This is a genomic window from Psychrobacter glacincola (genome assembly GCF_904846075.1).
Taxonomy (GTDB): domain Bacteria; phylum Pseudomonadota; class Gammaproteobacteria; order Pseudomonadales; family Moraxellaceae; genus Psychrobacter; species Psychrobacter glacincola_C.
In genome coordinates this window covers 391,470-410,239 of the sequence record NZ_CAJGZH010000003.1, presented here as the reverse complement: position 1 = coordinate 410,239, position 18,770 = coordinate 391,470, and the positions used below count along the sequence as shown (strand labels likewise).

The following is an 18,770-nucleotide window of genomic DNA, read 5'->3' as shown; positions in this document are numbered from 1 at the left end:
TAAAGTCGATAGAGCAGACAAAAGCCTTATAAGTCGTTACATACTTTTAATCAATCGCTGCTTATTTTAGATGCTTATTAAGCCGTTAGACAAATCTAGCAGACTTTTTTACGTTTTTGGCTTTTTTTAGCGTTTTATCTTTATAATGATTGGCATTTTGTGATGTTCTGTCACAGCTTTAATACATATCAGCAGTACTATCAGCTAATGAATAGCAAAGTTGATAGCAACATTGCTACTAATATTTTATTTCCTGTTCTTAAAGCCAGTTTTTAGGACTTCCTCATTTTCCATCATAAAATTTACAGGTCAGCGTCATGGACTTATCGCTTTCGTTAGAGGTTATATTAATGCTTACCGCTGTGGCAGCGTTGGCAGGCTTTATTGATGCTATCGCTGGTGGTGGCGGTTTATTGACCATCCCCGCCATGTTACTCGCCAATATCCCACCAGTGCTAACGCTCGGTACCAATAAGCTACAAGCCGCTTCAGGTGCGCTAGCAGCCTCTATTATGATGATTAGAAAAGGGGTGGTCAAACCGCAACGTATCAAAGTAGCTATTGTTGGCGCTTTTATCGGTTCTGTTCTTGGCACTATCGCTGTACAGATGTCGCCGCCAGATCTGCTTGAGACACTGATTCCGTTTTTGATTGCGGCTATCGGGATTTATACCTTGTTTGCGCCTCGACTTGGCGAAGTAGAAGCTGCGCCGCGTATCTCAGAAGGTAAATGGCAAAAAGTGGTTGCACCGCTAATTGGTTTTTATGATGGTTATATTGGACCAGGCACAGGGATGTTTTTTGCGCTCGGCAACGTGGCGTTGCGCGGTCGGCAAATCATCGAAGCAACAGGCGCGGCAAAGGTATTGAATTTATCGACCAATATTGGTTCGTTAATATTCTTTATTTTGGGCGGTAATGTGTTGTGGAAAGTAGGGCTTGCCATGATGGTGGGACAAACGATAGGCGCGTATTTTGGCTCTCATATGGTGGTCAAGGGCGGTAGTAAGCTGATTCGTCCGATGATTGTAATGGTATGCTTGGCGATGGTAACCAAATACGTTTTTGGTTGATTGTTGTTCAACACGCCCTAAATGTATTTAGCAAAGAAAAAAACCTCAGCCAATATGACTGAGGTTTTTTATGGATCGTGAATAAATCATCAAAATTTATTCAATATAAGTGCCTAGCGACGACGATCGATATCATCGTATTCACTGCCCATGATCCCATCACTAAAGACTTCAGAGAATTCACGCTCATTGTCTTCATCAATGTGACCATCAAACACGTCTTTTGCACCAGCGTTAGGATCGTTATAAATAGCCAAATCCATTTTACCTTCTGATTTTGCCACAATAGCCGTCAGCGGCATCGCCACCGACGTTCACTGCGGTACGTAACATATCAAGGATACGATCCACACCTAAGATAAGACCGATGCCTTCGATAGGTAGACCGACTTGGGCAAATACCATTGATAGCATAATCAGACCAACACCCGGTACACCAGCGGTACCGACGGAAGCCAAAACGGACATTAGAATGACAGTTAGATACTCAGTCACGCCCAAGTCAATACCATAAATATTGGCAATGAAAATGGTCGCAGTACCTTGCATAATGGCGGTACCATCCATGTTGATGGTCGCACCAAAAGGCACCGTAAATGAGGCGACTGAGTTATTAACGCCCATGCGCTTGGTGACCGTACGCAAGGTAATAGGAATCGTCGCGTTCGAGCTTGAGGTACTAAAAGCAAAAATCTGAACTTCACGCATTTTTGCCAAAAAGGTTTTGATGGATAAGCCTGAAGAGACTTTGAGTACAATCATCATAGTGACAAAGAAATGGAATGCCAATGAGCCGACCAATACCGCCACATAACCGAGCAGTGACCAAATCAAGTCTAAACCCAGCTCTGCCATTGCTTTGGTCAATAGCGCAAATACACCATAAGGTGCAAGATTCATAATGATGGTCACCATTTTTAAGATGACTTCATTGATTAATTCTAAGCTCTGCACTAAGCCTTTGGCAGGTTTACCCACCATCAAGATACTAACACCGATCAAAATAGCAAAGAAAATAATCGATAACATATCACCATTTGCCATCGCGCTGATGGGGTTTGATGGGATAATATTAGAGAACACATCAAGCAGCGGCGGCGCTGAAGCTGCTTCAAATGCCGCTTCGGTTTCGATATTCATGCCTTTACCGATACCAAATAGCACGCCAAGCCCAATTGCTGTTGCGATAGCGAGTGCGGTGGTGATCATATAAATAATGAACGTTTTGGTACCAATACGACCAAGCAAACGAATGTCACCAATGCCGCAAACGCCGCAAATCAGTGAAATCAGTACTAAGGGGACTACCAACATTTTTAACGAGTTAACAAATAGCTTGCCAACGATAGCGAGGAAACCGTTCGTAATATACGTAACCCCACTCTCAACTTCGAAAGTGATTGAAAAAAGAAGAGCACCTCACTAATCTATTGTTTTCGACCAAGAATACAATGGAGTCATGAGATGCCCATAGACGAATTTATCATCAATATCTATTTAATGGTAGAGCAATATTACAAAATAGTCGTCACCAAACCCTTGCGAAGTGCAGGTTACGCACCAAAGTTGAGTGATCCTGAGATCATTTGCATGGAGATGGTCGGTGAATTTTTACACCTAGATCAAGACAAACAAATTTGGCAATACTTTACCCAGCATTGGCAAGACTGGTTTCCAGCCATCGGCTCATACCCTAACTTCAAAGCACTGCGCCAATCTGTGGCAAGTCAAACAGCAGATACAAGATAAAGTCAGTGAACTCGAGGGCCGTGACAACATCCATTTTATGGATGGTTTTCCGATACCCGTCTGTCATTATGGACGCGCTTATCGGCATAAAAACTATCAAGACTTAGCGGCTTTTAGCTACTGTGCGGCTAAGCAAGAGAGGTACTATGGCTTTGAAGGACATTTGCTTGTTAACTTATCGGGCATGATTAAAGGCTTTACCTTTGCTCCTGCCAATGTTGATGAAAGAGCCGTTGCCCCAGAAATCACCACTCATATTCATGGGCTACTTGGCGCTGATAAAGGGTATATCAGCCCTAGTCTGACATCGTACTACGACGCTCAAGGCGTGGATTTACAAACGCCACTCAGAGCTAACATGAAAGAGGATAGGCCCAAACCTGTGGTAAGACGGCTGATGAAAGCCCGCCGTATCGTTGAAACAGTCATTGGTCAGCTATCAGAACGATTTAATATACAAAGGGTACGAGCAAGAGATTTATGGCATTTGTCTCATCGATTGATTCGTAAGATTCTTTCACACAATCTGTGCTTTGTACTCAACAAAAAACTTGGTAATCCGCCTCTTCAGTTTGATTTGCTTATTTCAAGTTGAGAGTGGGGTATACGTACTAACAAAACCACCTTCGGCATTCAGCCCTGAGTAGTTTATAAATAAACCCAGTACGATACCGAGTACCATGGCAACAATAATCTTGCCCGTCAGTCCCATATTTTTCCACATAACTTATATCCTTTGTGTACGTGCCCCAGTAACGGATAGATAGGCTGCTCACATCAATGTGATTGTTGCCATTATTATCACCGCTCTTGCTACGTCTATTAAATTCTTTCAACTTCCACTTAGTGTCACGTTTTCGGGGCACAATATAAAATAATTGTTAAGGATACTGCAACGTTTTTTTATGACTAAGGTAATATAAATCAATAGTTAAGTTATCTACGCCGAATTTTTCGCGAGTAAAGTAGGTAAATGACAAGGCATATTGACCAATATTAAGGCGTGTTGAACATTCAAAAATAGATACGGCTGATCGCCAAAACTGTTCTAGACAAAGCATAAAATGACGGTAATGCTCATGCCTTAATTAGTTTTATAACATATTTTTTATATGGATCTGGGAGAATTTAGTATTATTTCCAATATTAATAGAGGGCGATAGGGCTGTTTTTTGCCATTTCATTGTTAAAAGTAGAGGCTTAGAATGACTAAACTGACTATTTTTAACGTTGAACTGCCTAAAAAACAGTCTCTGTCAGTGCCATGGTTGAATCATCAAACACGCCTTAATGGTTAAAAATGGCGATTCATAACTAAAAAAAGACTGCTCAAATGGGGCAGTCTTTTCTAAGTGAATGATCAGAATGTATCGTGCAAGGCTTTTATAGTCATTCCACTATAAAAGTATTACTGCGTTAACCTCGCTTGAAGTATTAAATATACATCTACACTCGGTTGCCTTGTACTACTTTTAAATTGAATCGACTATAGCAGCCTTAACACCTATTGTTTTTTAAATATTTTAAGCCTGATTCTTTTGTGTCTTGTTATTTCAAAGCCTATTATTTCAAAGCTTGTTCGAGAATTATCAAAGCTTTTGACTTTAGACTTTGTCACTTTCATCACGGCGTAGACCATCCTGCCATTTAGAATCAGTAGCGGCAGGTTTATCTATATTATCCTTCACATTTTCTGCATCTTCAGATATTTCAGAAGGCTCTAGGTCGTCAGCATTATGTTGATTCAGACGATGGTTGTTACTCATACGTTCACTTAAGTGTGACTCTGCATCACGGTGGCGATGATCTAGTGCTTCGATCTTAGGCTCAGACTCATCAAAGTTGGTCTGTGCACGTACCTCCTCAATAGTATCTTGCTCTTTGACCATTTCTACATCACCGTCACTCTCATAACCATGATTGGGGTTGGCATCGCCAGTTGGTTTGTCTGTACTGACGGGCGTAGCCAAATTATTAGAGTCGACATCATTTTCAGCTGTCATGTTTGTCGCAATGCCATTTCTAGCTTGCGCGTCATTTTTCAATTGTGCATAGTCCGTTAATTGCTGTACGGCATTATCAAGGCTGTGTGGATTGGTGCGCTCTTGAGCATGCAATAAATGTTTATCGAATACATCGGTCAATAATGAGTCAAAGCGTATGGCGTTGTACTGAATAAGCACTTCAGCTTCTTCTTCGGTAATATCGCCGTTTTGGCTGGCATATACCACATGATCCTCAAAAGTAAGCCCTTCAAAACTGTCCTTGTGTTCAGCCTTTTTAAACCTCTGCCATAATGGCTCGATGCTCAGTAGCGTTTGATAAGCGTGTTCCATACGTCCAGTGACATCATCGGCTTCAGTATTATAATAGACCATGGTTTTGAGATAATCACGGAACGGGTTGGCTTCAAAGTCATCCATAAAAGCATCGCCCAACTTGCGTTTGAGCTCATCGCTTGGCGGCGTAAAGATAGAGCCGCTAGGAAAAGTCACAAAACTGACCAAACTGGCCGCCATGCGATTAGGGAAGTTTGCAAAAAAGGCTTCAAAAGCTTCTTGAATGGTATATAAGCTATTTTGTAAGGCAACCTCAGCATGCAAGCGTTCGGACGCTGATTTAGTACCATGCTCATAAAACTGCAAAATAGCAGTACTAATGAATAAATGGCTATGAATATCAGCTAAGCGTCCAGACAGCATCTCTTTGCGTTTTAAGTCACCAGCGAGCAACCCTAACGCCATATCAGCCGTTAAGGCAAAACTTGCGCTCAGGCGGTTGATGTGTTTGTAGTAGGGGCGAGTAAAGCTGTCCGCAAAGCTTGGTGCATAATTACTGCCACCGACATAACCTGCGACAAATGCCTTTGCGCCGCGATTAAAGGTATAACCCAAATGTTTAAAAAACAGTGTGTCGAACTGTTTGAGTGCGCCTTCTTTATCTTCGCTTTGCAACAATTGCAGCTCATCAAAGAGATAAGGATGGCAACGCATTGCGCCTTGACCAAATATCATGAGTGAGCGCGTCAAGATATTTGCGCCTTCAACCGTGATAGATACTGGAATTGCCTGATAAGGGGTGGCCAAAAAGTTACGTGGACCCATCTGTACCGCGCGACCACCAACCACATCCATACCGTCGTTAACCACACTGCGCATGGTTTCAGTCGCATAGTATTTTGCCATTGCCGTCATCACTGATGGTGTGCCGCCTTGGTTCAGACCGCAGGTGACGAGGTGACGAAATGCCTCTAGCATATAAGTGTTACTTGCCATGCGGCTGGTAGCGTCTTGGACGCCTTCAAACTTGCCAACAGAGATTTTAAACTGTTCGCGTACTTTGGCAAAAGCACCGACAGACAGATACGTCATTTCACTGGCTGAGGTTGATAAAGCTGGTAAAGAGATGCCGCGACCAACGCCCAAGCACTCCATCAGCATACGCCAACCACGACCCGCATTTTCGACGCCGCCGATGATGTAGTCTAGTGGAATAAAGACGTCTTTACCATCGACTGTACCATTCATAAATGGCGAGCCAATTGGATTATGGCGTGGTCCTATGATAACGCCTTCATGGCTGGCAGGCACAAGCGCACAAGTGATACCGTAATCGGTCTTATCAGGATTGCCAAGCAAACCTTCAGGATCATGCATCTTGAATGCTAAACCCACGACCGTGGCGATAGGTGCGAGGGTAATCCAGCGCTTAGAAAAGTTCATACGCAAACCGAGCACTTGCTCGCCCTCGTGCGTACCATAACAAACCACCCCTGTATCTGGAATCGCACCAGCATCGGAGCCTGCTTCTGGGCCCGTCAAACCAAAGCAAGGTACCTCGTCACCTTTGGCAAGACCGGGTAGCCAACGCTGTTTTTGTTCGTCTGTACCGTAATGCATCAACAGCTCACCAGGGCCGAGCGAGTTTGGCACCATACAGGTAACCGCAGCGGTCGGCGAGCGCGAAGCGATTTTACTCATGATACGGCTTTGTGCATAAGAGCTAAAATCTAAACCGCCAAACTCTTTTGGAATGATTAAGCCTAAAAATCCATTGGCTTTGATAAATTGCCACGCTTCAGGCGACAGCTCTTTGTCTTCATGCTGAATTTTCCATTCATCAAGCATGGCGCATAGTACTTCTACTTCATTATCAATAAAGCTTTGCTCTTCTGCCGACAGCTCTGGATAGGGATATTGAGCAAAAGTATCCCAGTCGGGATTGCCCATAAACAGCTCTTTTTCCCACCAGCTGGTACCCGCATCGAGTGCTTCGCGCTCGGTATCGCTCATGCTCGGCATTGCCCCGCCCAAAGTCTTGTAAACAGGTTTGGTAATCAGTGACTGACGAATAGGGGCGACGAGCAAAACGATGCAAAGTAAAGCGATTGGTATGCCCAAAATGAGCGACCAAGGACTGATAAAGGCGGTGACAAGGACGGTAACTAGGGCAACGATACTGCCTGTGACTCGTGATAGGGACAATAAAAAGATGGCCAAAACCATGGCTAATTGAATAATGATTGCCAAAATAAATAAGCCAATTGCCATGACTGTCTCCTTTTATAACGCTAAACCAAAAGCGCGAAAAATGTGTGTATTAAAGTGTTTGAATAAATCTTGTTGTTATTTTTGCTGATGTTTAAGGGTCTGGTGACCAAATTAAACCAATGAGCCGTTATGGATTTTGTAGCATATTTTATAATCAATTTTAATTTGTTGAGCATTTTACAAAAGTGGCTTTGATAACTGTCTAACCACTGACAGACAAATAAAAGACAAATTTAGCCATCAATATGAAACAGTTGCCGATAACTATCAATAGCTAAAATGCTACGCTGTGTCGATTATATGTATCAAGATTTTCTCATATAGGCAAAAATAACAGTCGTTATCGATTATCCAAAAGGCGCTAAGCCGCTTTCTGCATAAGATAATGTCTCATTGCGTCCAACAATGATGTGGTCTACCAAGGATAAATCGATTAAATCGCAGGCTTTCTTTAGCTCGTAAGTTAATAAATTGTCTGCCGTTGAAGGGGTCGCATCGGTATGTGGATGATTGTGTGCGACGATGAGTTGGCTGGCGGCGTGACTCAAAGCATGACGCAGAACGTGTTTGATACAGACGGAGCAAGAGGAGATGCCGCCAGTAAACAGTATCTCAAAATTAATGAGATTTAGCGCATTGTCTAAGCAAAGTACCGCAAAGACTTCGCGATGCTCCCCGCGCAGCTGAGTACTGATATAGTCTTTGACCATTTGCGAGCGCCCAAGTGCGTGACCATTTTTAAGCTGACTGTCCAAATAACGCGTGCCCATCTCAAGTGAGGCCAATATCTGCGCGTATTTGGCAGGACCAATACCATGACAAGCCAGTACAGTCTTTTGCGGCGCCGCCAATAATTCTGCCAAGCTACCAAATTGCTCGATCAAATGACGCGCCAATTCGATAGCTGACTGTGACTGCGTACCTGTGCGCAGAAATATCGCTAATATCTCGGCATCAGATAAATGAGCTGCCCCAAATTTCAGTAGTTTTTCACGTGGTCTATCATCTTCATGCCAGTCTTTAATCGCCATTGTCACTCCTTGAGAATGGATTGCTGTCAGATATATTGAGTAAATACGGAAATTCTTACCCAACTTATCTCATAATTGTTACTATAAGCGCAATTTTATCTTTCAACTTTTTATTGATGCCATGCTTATGTCCAATATTGTGCTTGCTATCACTGGCGGTATCGCCGCTTATAAATCTGCTATCTTTGCCCGCCTATTAATCAAGGCAGGCTTTGATGTGCGTGTCATTATGACCACAGGCGCACAAGCTTTTATTACGCCACTGACCCTGCAAGCTTTGACTGGCAATGAGGTGCATATCTCATTACTCGATGAAAAAGCAGAAGCGGGGATGGGGCATATCGAATTGGCGAAATGGGCAGATTTAATCATCATTGCGCCAGCCTCTGCCAATACGCTTGCGCGTCTCGCGATGGGCATGGCTGATGATTTATTGACAACCGTATGCCTTGCAACGGCGGCACCAGTCATCATTGCACCAGCCATGAATCAGCAGATGTGGGCGCACCCTGCGGTCAATCTCAATGTCCAAACCCTGCGCGATATGAATTATCAGATTATTCAACCTGCTAGCGGTGAGCAAGCCTGCGGTGATGTGGGAGCAGGGCGTTTGCCTGAACCTGAGCAGCTATTGGCAGAAGTGTTATTATTTAACGCCATGCAAACCACGCCGCAATTATTGGCCGGTAAACGAGTGGTGATTACTGCAGGACCGACGGTAGAAGCTATCGATCCGGTGCGCTACTTGTCCAATCACTCTACTGGCAAGATGGGATTTGCATTAGCACGTGCTTGCGTGGCTGCTGGTGCAGACGTTATTTTGATTGCGGGTGGCAAAGTGGCACTGCCGACACCGCTGAATGTCACGCGCATTGATGTGTTGTCGGCTAAAGAGATGCTGATAGCAGCCCAGCAGTGCGTGGATGGTACGCACAGTGCGCTACAGTATGTGCCTGAAGATGAGCACGACCATTCTCACGATCACGAACACCACCATAGCCATCAACATGAACATCATGGCGAGTGTGATTGCGGCGATGATCATAGCCACAGTCATAACCACAGCCATGAGATTGATGATGAGGAGCATGCTCATAGCGAGAATCAAAATGTAATTGCGGATATCTTTATCGCCACGGCTGCTGTCGCTGATTATCGTACTGAAGAAGCTGCCCCGCAAAAAATTAAAAAAACCCAAGATGCGATGACGCTGAGTTTGGTCAAAAATCCTGATATCTTAGCGACGATTTCGCTTGCGCATCCAGCGCTGTTTGTCGTCGGTTTTGCGGCAGAAACGCAAGATATCGAGCGCTATGCTCGTGGCAAACTGGTGTCTAAAGATTTAGATTTGATCGCTTGTAATGATGTTTCCCGAGCAGACATTGGTTTTGCTAGCGATGACAATGCCATGCAGGTATTTTTCTCAGAGCGTTATGAGCACGATAGCGTCACACTTGAGAAGGCGAGCAAAGATAAGATTGCCGAGCAGTTGGCTGGCATCATTGGTGAGACAATATGGCAACGCCACAATGGTCACAATGCCTAGTTGTGTCACTATTAATTCAGATATTAGGTCTTAATGTTTATGGCTAATATGATGGATAGTGATAGCACCCAGACGTTGTTATTGATGGTAATCTTTGCGCTGGCATCGTTGCTACACGGTATTAGTGGGCTAGGTGTGACGTTGGTGACGACCACTGCGCTTGCTAGTATCTACCCGTTACCACATGCTATTGTATTGGTTATTTTTCCGTCATTATTGCTTAATGCCATGACTTGGCTCGCGGGTGGCGACCGCACAATCTGGCAAAATTTTATCTATTACGGCAGGCGCTATTGGTTACTGGCATTGACCAGCTTACTCGGTAGTATTCTAGGCGCGAAGCTCTTACTATGGGTCGATAGCGCCTATATTTTATTACTATTAGCAGCGGTTATTGGTTTTTACGTCATAAGCAGCTTGCTTGGTAAGCAACTCCGTCTACCTGCTACCAAGCCTGTGTTAATCATCGTTGGTTTTAGTGCAGGGGTGATTGGTGGCTCGACCAATGCCATGTCGACCATATTGATGATGTATCTACTGTCTGCCAGCGATGATAAAAACACCATCGCCAAAGTCGGCAACATGTGCTATTTTTTGGGTAAAATTGCTCAAATAATTGTATTACGCGAGCCTATTATGGCGCTCAGCAGTGGTGAATGGCAGCTGATTATTCTGCTTAGTGTACTATCGATTGCTGCGCTTTTAGTTGGCATCCGCTTGCGTCGCTATTTGCCTCAAGCGCGCTTTCGTCAGCTTATTTTATTGATACTTACCGTGCTTGGTATTCGTGTCGGCTGGCAGGGAGTTATGGCATTTTTATAAGATAGCTCGCGAGGCAGCTGGCTGTTTAGATGCTATTTTATGCGCGCATTATTTTGTTATTTCATTAAAAAATATCTGTTGCGCCAAACGAAAGGTATTACAGTGCGCCTCAACCACATCGTTGATATCTTCTGAATAGCCACCACCCATCACGATAGCGATAGGAATTTTAGCGGCTTTTGCTTGGCGTAATACATATTCATCACGTGCCTTACAGCCCTCTATCGTCAGCCCTAACTTTCCTAATTTATCAGTTGCCAGTACATCGACAGCGGATTGATAAAAGATCATATCGGGCGCAACGTCGCTCATCAAACGTGGTAATGTCGCCTCTAGTGACTGCAAATACTCCGCATCGCCAGTATCATTGTCTAGCTCAATATCCAAATCTGATACTTGCTTTCGAAATGGATAGTTCTTTGCGCCATGCATACTAAAGACAAATACGCGCGGCTCACCTGCCATAATACTGGCATTGCCATTGCCCTGATGGACGTCTAAATCGACCACTAAAATCTTTTGCGCCTGTCCACGATTTAATAATAAATTACTCGCGATACAAACATCATTAAACACGCAAAACCCTTCGCCATGATCAGCAAACGCATGATGCGTGCCACCTGCGACATTCATCGCCGCGCCATATTGCTGCGCATATAATGCACATTCATAAGTGGCATGAGCAATATAACGCCCACGTTCTACCAGCTCTGGTGTCATTTCAAAGCCAATGGCTCGCGCTTCCTTTCGTGGTAGCGTTTGGGTTTTCAGCTGATACCAGTAGTCCGCAGTATGCGTGGTCAAAATTTCATCTTCGCTCAAACATGCAGGGGCAAAAAAGTTGTCGGTACTGATAGTGCCTTCAGCCAATAGCCGCTCAGGAATCATGGTGTATTTTTGCATGGGAAAGCGGTGTTTTTCCGGCACAGAATATCGAAAAATATCAGAGTAAGCAATTTTTAGCATAGTGTTAGAGGATGTCTTTTTTGAAAAGTATGTTAAGAATAAATAGGTTTAAGCGCTTTAACAATAAGGTGCTGATGAGACATTGTAAAAGCTACGGATAGCTATGGTAGTCAGTTCATTACTGCACAAATTGCGTTGGCAAAAAGAAGGTTCTAGAATCTGATTGTTGACGTAGCTCGGTCAGCAATGTCGGTAAGTCTTCCGCAGGGTTTTGATTATCGATCAAATCACTAAATATCTCATTCGCGACCGTGGTCATCGCGATGACACTTTGCAATAAATGCTCGATAACATCATTACCGATGCCTACCGCTTCGACATCGATAGCGTGTTTGTAGCGTATTTCGCCATCATTGACATCCATTTCTAGATTGCCGATTAGCAAGTCATAATTTATTTGAGTAATCAGTAGTATCGCCGTGCTTTGATGACTCTCTGGTATTAAAAATGGCAAAATTCCATAGACGGCCAGCAGCTTGTTGTTTTCTTGCACGCGAAACAAATAGCCGCAATCGAGATTTTTATTGCGCATTCTAAGCGATAAGTGATGCGATTGCTGACGGTCATTGTTTTTGTTGCCACTGCTTTTGGGTCGATAGTGAGTATAGTGCCATTGCTTATCATTAAAGTACTGTTTCAGAAAATCGATAATGGGCGTGTCGCTAGTTTCGTGTTGACTGGCACTCGAGTTAAAGGCGTCAGTTTCTGAGTGTTCGCTATTATTTTTGACATCAGATTCAGAATCGATTTTGGTATCATCATGAGCGTCACTATTATCCTCATCATCTGTATCACTACTATATATGTCATGAGGCTCTGTTTGTATCATATCAACTTCATCAGCCTGCGCTGCTGAACCAGTCAGTAACTGTTTGAGTTTTTGCCACAAGCTGAGTGTGTTACGTTGACTCATAAGTATGGTGCTGTCAAATAAATGAATGATATGGGAAACTGAGACAAATACATCAAGACAGTAAACGACTAGGTATTAAATGCTAAGCCTTTTTTGATATTCGGTTGCTCATAAAACGCTTGTAACATTTCACGAGTATGTGCCGTCAACCACTTGCTTTCAATGGCATCGTGCATCACAGGTAATAGCGCTGTACTCAATTGAGTCATGGCTTGCTCATCAATATGAAGACTCGAAACTACCGTCGCAATAGTATCTGACTGATGATTACCATACCAAGTATCGATGCTCGCTGCCACAAGGCTGTGTAAGTAAGGTGACTGGCGCAGGCGGTTATAGCTTTGCTGAATGCTGGCTTCGATATGATCGATACTGCTGTTGTCAGGTTCATCACGCAGATAAGTCTGTAGATGACTGACAGGCTGGTCTTTGATTCGTGCCCAACCAGTGATTAATAATCGCGCGACTTCGTCATTTGATAAATGCTCTTGCGCATTGGCTTCTGCGCGGCGTGCTAAATCTTTAATATTACGATGCAAATACGCCTGCAGTTTTTCGTCAAGGTTTCTATTGGTCGCTTTTTCAAAAGAGCTGCGCCCAAATTTCATCAGTTTACCAGCAGCGCCTGCTTTATCCAGCGTGGTTTCCATAAAGTCATTAATGGCATGATATAGCGTTTGGGTTAGCAAATCGGCAAAAGTCTCGTTGCCGACCAGTGTATGAATCAAGATATTGCGTTGCTGATCGTGGCTACCGACATAGTTGGCAAGGGTTTCAACTTGAGTGTCATCCACCAGCTCAGACAGCGGCACGTTATCATTGACTGGATGATAAATAATCGTATGCAAGATATCGCGAATATCTTTACGTATCATATCCGTCATCGGTTGATTGAGTAGCCAGTCATTAATCAGCTGTTGCAAATCATCGGCGCTGACATATTTATTCAATGGCTGTGCAGCAAACCATTGCCACGCCTGCATAGACAGCGGTTCAGCTTGTGTGCGTAACCATTGCTGCATAAACGCAACTTGTGCCTCGATTAAGCCATCTATGGTTAGCGCTGGCATATCTAAATTTTGGTTATCTTTTGAAGTCTGCATAGGTTTTGAGGTCATAATAATCGACAATTTGTTATACTGTGTGGGTGGGGTAAGCATAAAGTATTATGCCATGAACGTCATCTGTGTTTGTGATGAATATTGATTGCCGCTTAATAAATAATGAGAGGTTTTGATGACAGCTCTGAATACCGCCTTACTTGCGCTTGATGAGCTGACCGTTCAGCGCGGCGAAATCCCTCTATGTGAAGGGGTTGTTCTCAATCTGACAGCTGGTAGCATTTGCCATTTAATTGGTGCCAATGGTACTGGTAAGACCACTTTACTGATGCAGCTGGCTGGGTTATTGCCAGTATTAAGCGGTGAGGTTTATTATCAAGGAGTAGCAAGTTTACCTATTCAGCCTTTGTATGTGTCGCACCAGTTGGGTATACATCCAAGTCTAACGGTCGCACAAAACCTGACCTTTTTGCTGAATTTATATGGGATTAGCCCAAGCGTTACTGATATTGATGACGCCTTGACTTGGGTCGGATTACAGGGCTTTGAGACGATTAGCTCAAGCCATTTATCTGCTGGGCAAACCCGCCGTATCACCCTTGCAAGGTTATATTTATTGACCTCTGAGGTGACACCATTATGGCTACTTGATGAGCCTTTTACTGCCCTTGATGTCGATATGGTAGCGCGAATGGAAGACAGATTGCGCGATTTTGCTAATGCTGGCGGCGCTATATTAATGACCAGTCATCAGGCCGTTGGTGTTGCCAATCAAGTGCTCGATTTGTCCGATTATATGGTTTGAATACTAGTTTGCATACTCTCAGTATAAGTGTCACAAGCATCCGTAGAAGAGCAAATAAATGATAGAAATAGACGGTCCAGTACAAACAGTGAATAAAAGCTCAAATACTGACTTAGCTGCGGTGCGCGGTATCAGCTTTATGCAGTTATGGCGGCGCGAGTGGCAAGTCAAACAACAGGGTGCCGTGCAGTGGCTTTATCCGCTAGTGCTATTTTTAGTCATTATCACCCTATTTCCGCTAGCAGTGGGTAGCGAGCCTGCGCTATTGCAACGCCTTGGCGTGTCGGCAGTTTGGATTGCTGCTCTATTATCACTGGTCATGGGTGTCGATGGTTTGTTTAAGCCTGCCCTTGATAATGGCACGCTGGCGCAATTGGTCGTTGCCAAAGCATCATTGCCCTTATGGGTGTTGATTCGTTTGGTTATCCATTGGATTTTTAGTAGTGGTATTGTTGCAGCGCTTAGTTTACTTGCCGTGCCTTTGTTTCAGCTTAGTTGGTTTGAGGCGTGGATATTGATGGCTTCTATTGTGACGGGCAGTCCGATGCTCTTGATGCTGTCAGCGGTCGCGAGTAGTTTGACGCTGTCATTAAAGAATGGTGCGGTGCTGGTGCCTTTGATTGCTTTGCCGATGCAGTTACCAGTGTTGATTTTTGCCACAGGAGCGGTTGATTTATTTGCCACTGGTCTCAATGGTTTACCGATACTGGCTTTATTACTAGCAGGCAGTATTATCTCGGTTTTGGTGATGCCATGGGTGATTGCCATGACGTTAAAAATGGCGTGGCTGAATTAGAAACGACATAAGTTATGTACAACTCTCTGTATTGAGAGTTTGTAATAAAAAACGCTATAAAAAACCTTTGTATTAACAGCATGTTGAAAACTGGCAATTTTGCTATAATAGTCAGTTAACTAAGCAAACAATCACTTGTAGATTTTATCCAGTGTTTAACGCCGGCAGGTTAGCAGGTAGTCGCGCCCATGATGCGCTATATCGGTTACAACCAATACGCTGTGCCAATAGGTTTATTCCCATGCCCAACTTGAATAACGTCTCATCTCCTAGCTTGTGGCAGCGCATCTGGCAAGGCTTTTTGACCACTGTGGGTACCAAGCAGTTTTTTCGCATTTTTTCGCCTTGGGTCAAGTGGTTAGCCATATTAGCCAGTATTTGCCTATTGATCGGTAGTATCTGGGGTCTCGCTTTTGCGCCGCCTGATTATCTGCAGGGCAATAGCTACCGCATTATCTTTATTCACGTACCCGCTGCCAGTATCGCTATTTCCATCTATTTTGCCTTAGCAGTGCTCGGGGTCATTTTTTTAGTTTGGAAAATCAAGACCGCCAGTCTGGTGGCACAGGCGCTTGCTCCGCTAGGATTCTTGCTCTGTGTGATTAGCTTAATCACGGGTTCTATTTGGGCGAAACCCACTTGGGGTACTTACTGGGTTTGGGATGCACGTTTGACCTCTATGCTCATTTTGGCGTTTCTGTATGCGGGCGTGATGGCGTTATTTGCCGCGTTTGAGCATACTGCCAATCGTGGTAAAGCCGCGGCCATTTTGTCTATTGTTGGCGCAGTAAATCTGCCCATTATCAAGTATTCGGTACAGTGGTGGAACACCTTGCATCAAGGCTCGACCTTTACTTTGACCGCCGCCCCCAAGATGTCAGCAGATATGTGGATGCCCTTATTACTGATGATTATTGGTAGTTATTTATTAGTGGCAACATTAGCGATTTATCGTACCAATACCCTTATCTTGTATCGTGATCAAGGCAAAGCGTGGGTCAAAGAATATATTCGCGGGCAAGCTAAATGATGGTCATGACTGTCGCCAAAAAAAATCACGGCTAGGAAAATATTATGCAGCCTTACTTTTATAGCGTATCTGAGTTTCTTGCCATGGGTAAGCATGGCGTGTTCGTTTGGTCATGCTGGGCAATTACCGTTGGCATGATGCTGGCGTTTGTTATTTATAGTCGGAGACAACGACAGGCTTTAATCAAACAGTTGACCATTCAGCAAGCGCGGCAAGCACAGCGTACTGCTAAAACAACCATGCCTGTCACCAAGCAGCCTAATTAGCTAGTAGGTTCGTCTTATCTAGCGTTAGCTGTTAATTTTTAGCCACTCAATCTGCAACTTAGCACCTGATAAAGAGGTGACTGCCACAGAGGTTATAGGGCTTATTGATTTGTCCGAAAAATGCTACCATATAGCCATTAGAAGAGTACGATTAGAAAGACATTTTTAGAACGTTTTTCTAATGGTAGTTTCTTCAAATTTTTCTGTTTTATATATTTGTATGGCATTGACTATAGTTTATAAAACAGTGACTCATTAATGAGGTAGTGGTATGAACGCAGTTCGTCGCAAAAAACTGATGTGGGTTATGTTTACGCTTGCAGGAGCGGCGATAGCCGTGGTATTGGTTCTTTATGCCATTGGGCAACAGACCGATTACTACTTTGATGCTACCGCGATTGCACAAGGTGAAGCACCACAAGATAAGCGTATTCGAGCAGGCGGTATGGTCGTTGCGGGTAGTGTCCAGCGCGCAGAAGACAATCCACTAAACGTTGAGTTTGCCATTACTGACTTTCAATCGACCGTACCTGTGACTTATCAAGGTATTTTGCCAGATTTATTTGCTGAAAACTCAGGTGTCGTCGCGACAGGTAAGATGCAGGGTGATACTTTTGTCGCTGGAGAAGTCTTGGCTAAGCATGATGAAAATTACATGCCGCCAGAAGTGGCCAAATCGATGAAAGAAAACAACCGTAGCGGTGTAGTGCCTCCTTCTGAGCAATATAATCCTGCTGAAAAGGTACATGAGACGGATACTCTACAGCAGTAATTATATAGTCCATACCATAGTAAAAGAGCCGCTAATATATTATTAGCGGCTCTTTTTTACATGAATTTTAGTACTAGGACGTGCTCTCAGTTCAACCAATTAACGTCTAAATGGGCTAAAAACGGCTAAATTTTGCCAAACATCGTCAAATAGCTTCTTAATATCTCGATATTATTTGCGCTACTTTCCTTGTTTGACGGCAATTTATCTCATTTTTATCACCATTTTAATGAAAAACGGAAATTTTGCGTCAAATAGCTTCTTAATATCTCGATATTATTTGCGCTACTTTCCTTGTTTGACGGCAATTTATCTCATTTTTATCACCATTTTTAAAATGAGGACACGACCTAATAAGTTTTGGTGGTTTTTTACAAGAACTTAGTCGTCCCATTCAGGTGAGTAATCTGGATGCTTAATTTTGCGCCCATCAGCACGTGCTAAGCTGCTGATTTTCTCAATATCATCCGCACTTAATTGTACTTTTATAGCGTCTAAGTTGCCTTGCAAATGATCAGGGTTAGACGTTTTCGGAATAGCGATACGATGCTTGTCTGCCAGAATCCAAGCCAATGATATCTGTGCTGGCGTGACATTATGTTTGTCAGCGATTTCTTTAATAATCTCATTATCGAATACATCCCCGCGTGCAAGTGGTGAATAAGCTTCGAGTAGAATGTGGTGATTGTTCAAAAAAGTCTGCAAGGTTTTTTGCTTGATGAAAGGATGAAACTCAACCTGATTGACCACAATCGGTACATCAGCATATTTCTCAGCTTCAATGATATTAGCAATATTAAAGTTAGAAACCCCGATATGGCGTGTCAAACCTTGTTTCTGTAGCTCGCACAAGGCAGGAATAGTTTCGGATAAAGGAACGCGGTCATCCGGCCAGTGCAATAGTAGCAAATCAACATAATCAGTATCTAAGTCTGCTAAAGAGCGTTTAGCGGCGGCAATCAATTTCTCAGGCTCAAACTTCATATCATCAGGAAAAATCTTTGTGGTCAAAAAGAACTTATCCCGAGATACCCCTGATTGTTTGATACCTTGACCCACTTCTTTTTCATTACCATAAGCTTGAGCGGTATCGATGTGCTCGTAACCCATTTTCAACGCTTGACTGACGACATCAACACAATCTTGACCGGTCGATTGCCATGTACCAAGCCCTAGTACAGGGATATTTGCTTGTCCAGCGGTACGAATATTATAAGTTTTAGCACGCATCTTATTATCCTTGTTATTTATGTATTTATTGATAGAGCATCGAATCATCAATATTCTGATCACCCTCTCTATCTGACCTACCCACTATAGAAAAAATTGGCAGCAAGTAAAAGGTCAAGTGACGCTTTCCTACAAAGGACAAACAGGCTGTAACGTCATT

Annotated in this window: 17 protein-coding genes and 1 pseudogene; 9 read left to right on the top strand and 9 right to left on the bottom strand. The window is 43.5% G+C overall.

The window, feature by feature from the left end; all coding sequences use genetic code 11:
• Positions 1-317: 317 nt before the first annotated feature.
• Positions 318-1,073, top strand: coding sequence for a TSUP family transporter (locus tag JMW85_RS12930; protein WP_201582041.1), 756 nt, complete (start codon positions 318-320; stop codon positions 1,071-1,073).
• 113 nt (positions 1,074-1,186) lie between these two features.
• Here the strand turns inward: JMW85_RS12930 and JMW85_RS14480 are convergent, their stop codons facing one another.
• Positions 1,187-1,357 (bottom strand): hypothetical protein, encoded by a 171-nt coding sequence (locus JMW85_RS14480; protein WP_265090758.1) that lies wholly within the window; start codon positions 1,355-1,357, stop codon positions 1,187-1,189.
• Positions 1,338-2,387 (bottom strand): dicarboxylate/amino acid:cation symporter, encoded by a 1,050-nt coding sequence (locus tag JMW85_RS12925; protein WP_265090757.1) that lies wholly within the window; start codon positions 2,385-2,387, stop codon positions 1,338-1,340. The genes JMW85_RS14480 and JMW85_RS12925 overlap by 20 nt, the downstream gene beginning before the upstream one ends.
• 150 nt (positions 2,388-2,537) lie before the next feature.
• Between JMW85_RS12925 and JMW85_RS12920 the strand changes: the two are divergent.
• Positions 2,538-3,417 (top strand): annotated as a pseudogene (locus JMW85_RS12920) (IS982 family transposase).
• Here the strand turns inward: JMW85_RS12920 and JMW85_RS12915 are convergent.
• The 3 genes from JMW85_RS12915 to radC all read right to left on the bottom strand — a co-directional run bounded on the left by JMW85_RS12915 (position 3,409) and on the right by radC (position 8,403).
• Entirely contained in the window at positions 3,409-3,546 is a 138-nt protein-coding gene (locus JMW85_RS12915; RefSeq protein WP_201582040.1) for a hypothetical protein, read from the bottom strand. The pseudogene JMW85_RS12920 and the gene JMW85_RS12915 sit on opposite strands and share 9 nt — an antisense overlap.
• Before the next feature lie 880 nt (positions 3,547-4,426).
• Positions 4,427-7,372: an acyl-CoA dehydrogenase gene (locus JMW85_RS12910; RefSeq protein WP_201582039.1), complete on the bottom strand. Its 2,946-nt coding sequence runs from the start codon at positions 7,370-7,372 to the stop codon at positions 4,427-4,429.
• Between the two features lie 347 nt (positions 7,373-7,719).
• On the bottom strand, positions 7,720-8,403 hold the full coding sequence (gene radC / locus JMW85_RS12905; RefSeq protein ID WP_201582038.1) for a RadC family protein: 684 nt from the start codon (positions 8,401-8,403) through the stop codon (positions 7,720-7,722).
• A 127-nt stretch (positions 8,404-8,530) separates the two neighbouring features.
• On the opposite strand from radC, the gene coaBC reads away from it, so the two are divergent.
• Entirely contained in the window at positions 8,531-9,949 is a 1,419-nt protein-coding gene (gene coaBC, locus JMW85_RS12900) for a bifunctional phosphopantothenoylcysteine decarboxylase/phosphopantothenate--cysteine ligase CoaBC (RefSeq protein WP_201582037.1), read from the top strand.
• A gap of 39 nt (positions 9,950-9,988) precedes the next feature.
• Positions 9,989-10,771: a sulfite exporter TauE/SafE family protein gene (locus tag JMW85_RS12895; RefSeq protein ID WP_055124783.1), complete on the top strand. Its 783-nt coding sequence runs from the start codon at positions 9,989-9,991 to the stop codon at positions 10,769-10,771.
• A 48-nt stretch (positions 10,772-10,819) separates the two neighbouring features.
• Here JMW85_RS12895 and JMW85_RS12890 read toward each other — a convergent pair whose 3' ends face one another.
• From JMW85_RS12890 to JMW85_RS12880, 3 genes are all read right to left on the bottom strand, one after another.
• Positions 10,820-11,737, bottom strand: coding sequence for a histone deacetylase family protein (locus JMW85_RS12890; protein ID WP_201582036.1), 918 nt, complete (start codon positions 11,735-11,737; stop codon positions 10,820-10,822).
• A 118-nt stretch (positions 11,738-11,855) separates the two neighbouring features.
• Complete coding sequence (locus tag JMW85_RS12885; protein WP_201582035.1) at positions 11,856-12,650, bottom strand: YbjN domain-containing protein; 795 nt, start codon at positions 12,648-12,650, stop codon at positions 11,856-11,858.
• A 68-nt stretch (positions 12,651-12,718) separates the two neighbouring features.
• Positions 12,719-13,753 carry a hypothetical protein gene (locus JMW85_RS12880; RefSeq protein ID WP_227681877.1) on the bottom strand — a complete coding sequence of 345 codons (1,035 nt, stop codon included), beginning with the start codon at positions 13,751-13,753 and terminating at the stop codon, positions 12,719-12,721.
• A 133-nt stretch (positions 13,754-13,886) separates the two neighbouring features.
• On the opposite strand from JMW85_RS12880, the gene ccmA reads away from it, so the two are divergent.
• From ccmA to ccmE, 5 genes are all read left to right on the top strand, one after another.
• Positions 13,887-14,516: a heme ABC exporter ATP-binding protein CcmA gene (gene ccmA / locus JMW85_RS12875; RefSeq protein ID WP_201582033.1), complete on the top strand. Its 630-nt coding sequence runs from the start codon at positions 13,887-13,889 to the stop codon at positions 14,514-14,516.
• A 139-nt stretch (positions 14,517-14,655) separates the two neighbouring features.
• A complete protein-coding gene (locus tag JMW85_RS12870) occupies positions 14,656-15,312 on the top strand; it encodes a heme exporter protein CcmB (protein ID WP_045444605.1) in 657 nt (218 codons plus the stop codon).
• Positions 15,313-15,553: 241 nt separating this feature from the next.
• Positions 15,554-16,342, top strand: coding sequence for a heme ABC transporter permease CcmC (ccmC, locus tag JMW85_RS12865; protein ID WP_201582032.1), 789 nt, complete (start codon positions 15,554-15,556; stop codon positions 16,340-16,342).
• A gap of 44 nt (positions 16,343-16,386) precedes the next feature.
• Entirely contained in the window at positions 16,387-16,608 is a 222-nt protein-coding gene (gene ccmD / locus JMW85_RS12860) for a heme exporter protein CcmD (RefSeq protein ID WP_045444018.1), read from the top strand.
• Positions 16,609-16,879: 271 nt separating this feature from the next.
• Positions 16,880-17,380 carry a cytochrome c maturation protein CcmE gene (gene ccmE, locus JMW85_RS12855; protein WP_045453493.1) on the top strand — a complete coding sequence of 167 codons (501 nt, stop codon included), beginning with the start codon at positions 16,880-16,882 and terminating at the stop codon, positions 17,378-17,380.
• A gap of 381 nt (positions 17,381-17,761) precedes the next feature.
• On the opposite strand, the gene JMW85_RS12850 is transcribed toward ccmE, so the two are convergent.
• Entirely contained in the window at positions 17,762-18,610 is an 849-nt protein-coding gene (locus JMW85_RS12850; RefSeq protein ID WP_201582031.1) for an aldo/keto reductase, read from the bottom strand.
• Positions 18,611-18,770: the final 160 nt, after the last annotated feature.

Excerpts from the sequence above, each read along its gene's own strand:
- ccmE (WP_045453493.1), top strand. The coding sequence starts at position 16,880 with ATGAACGCAGTTCGTCGCAAAAAACTGATGTGGGTTATGTTTACGCTT.
- radC (WP_201582038.1), bottom strand. The coding sequence starts at position 8,403 with ATGGCGATTAAAGACTGGCATGAAGATGATAGACCACGTGAAAAACTA.
- ccmA (WP_201582033.1), top strand. The coding sequence starts at position 13,887 with ATGACAGCTCTGAATACCGCCTTACTTGCGCTTGATGAGCTGACCGTT.
- coaBC (WP_201582037.1), top strand. The coding sequence starts at position 8,531 with ATGTCCAATATTGTGCTTGCTATCACTGGCGGTATCGCCGCTTATAAA.
- JMW85_RS12880 (WP_227681877.1), bottom strand. The coding sequence starts at position 13,753 with ATGCAGACTTCAAAAGATAACCAAAATTTAGATATGCCAGCGCTAACC.
- JMW85_RS12895 (WP_055124783.1), top strand. The coding sequence starts at position 9,989 with ATGGCTAATATGATGGATAGTGATAGCACCCAGACGTTGTTATTGATG.
- ccmC (WP_201582032.1), top strand. The coding sequence starts at position 15,554 with ATGCCCAACTTGAATAACGTCTCATCTCCTAGCTTGTGGCAGCGCATC.
- JMW85_RS12850 (WP_201582031.1), bottom strand. The coding sequence starts at position 18,610 with ATGCGTGCTAAAACTTATAATATTCGTACCGCTGGACAAGCAAATATC.
- ccmD (WP_045444018.1), top strand. The coding sequence starts at position 16,387 with ATGCAGCCTTACTTTTATAGCGTATCTGAGTTTCTTGCCATGGGTAAG.
- JMW85_RS12890 (WP_201582036.1), bottom strand. The coding sequence starts at position 11,737 with ATGCTAAAAATTGCTTACTCTGATATTTTTCGATATTCTGTGCCGGAA.
- JMW85_RS12915 (WP_201582040.1), bottom strand. The coding sequence starts at position 3,546 with ATGTGGAAAAATATGGGACTGACGGGCAAGATTATTGTTGCCATGGTA.
- JMW85_RS12930 (WP_201582041.1), top strand. The coding sequence starts at position 318 with ATGGACTTATCGCTTTCGTTAGAGGTTATATTAATGCTTACCGCTGTG.
- JMW85_RS12870 (WP_045444605.1), top strand. The coding sequence starts at position 14,656 with ATGCAGTTATGGCGGCGCGAGTGGCAAGTCAAACAACAGGGTGCCGTG.
- JMW85_RS12885 (WP_201582035.1), bottom strand. The coding sequence starts at position 12,650 with ATGAGTCAACGTAACACACTCAGCTTGTGGCAAAAACTCAAACAGTTA.
- JMW85_RS12910 (WP_201582039.1), bottom strand. The coding sequence starts at position 7,372 with ATGGCAATTGGCTTATTTATTTTGGCAATCATTATTCAATTAGCCATG.
- JMW85_RS12925 (WP_265090757.1), bottom strand. The coding sequence starts at position 2,387 with ATGTTGGTAGTCCCCTTAGTACTGATTTCACTGATTTGCGGCGTTTGC.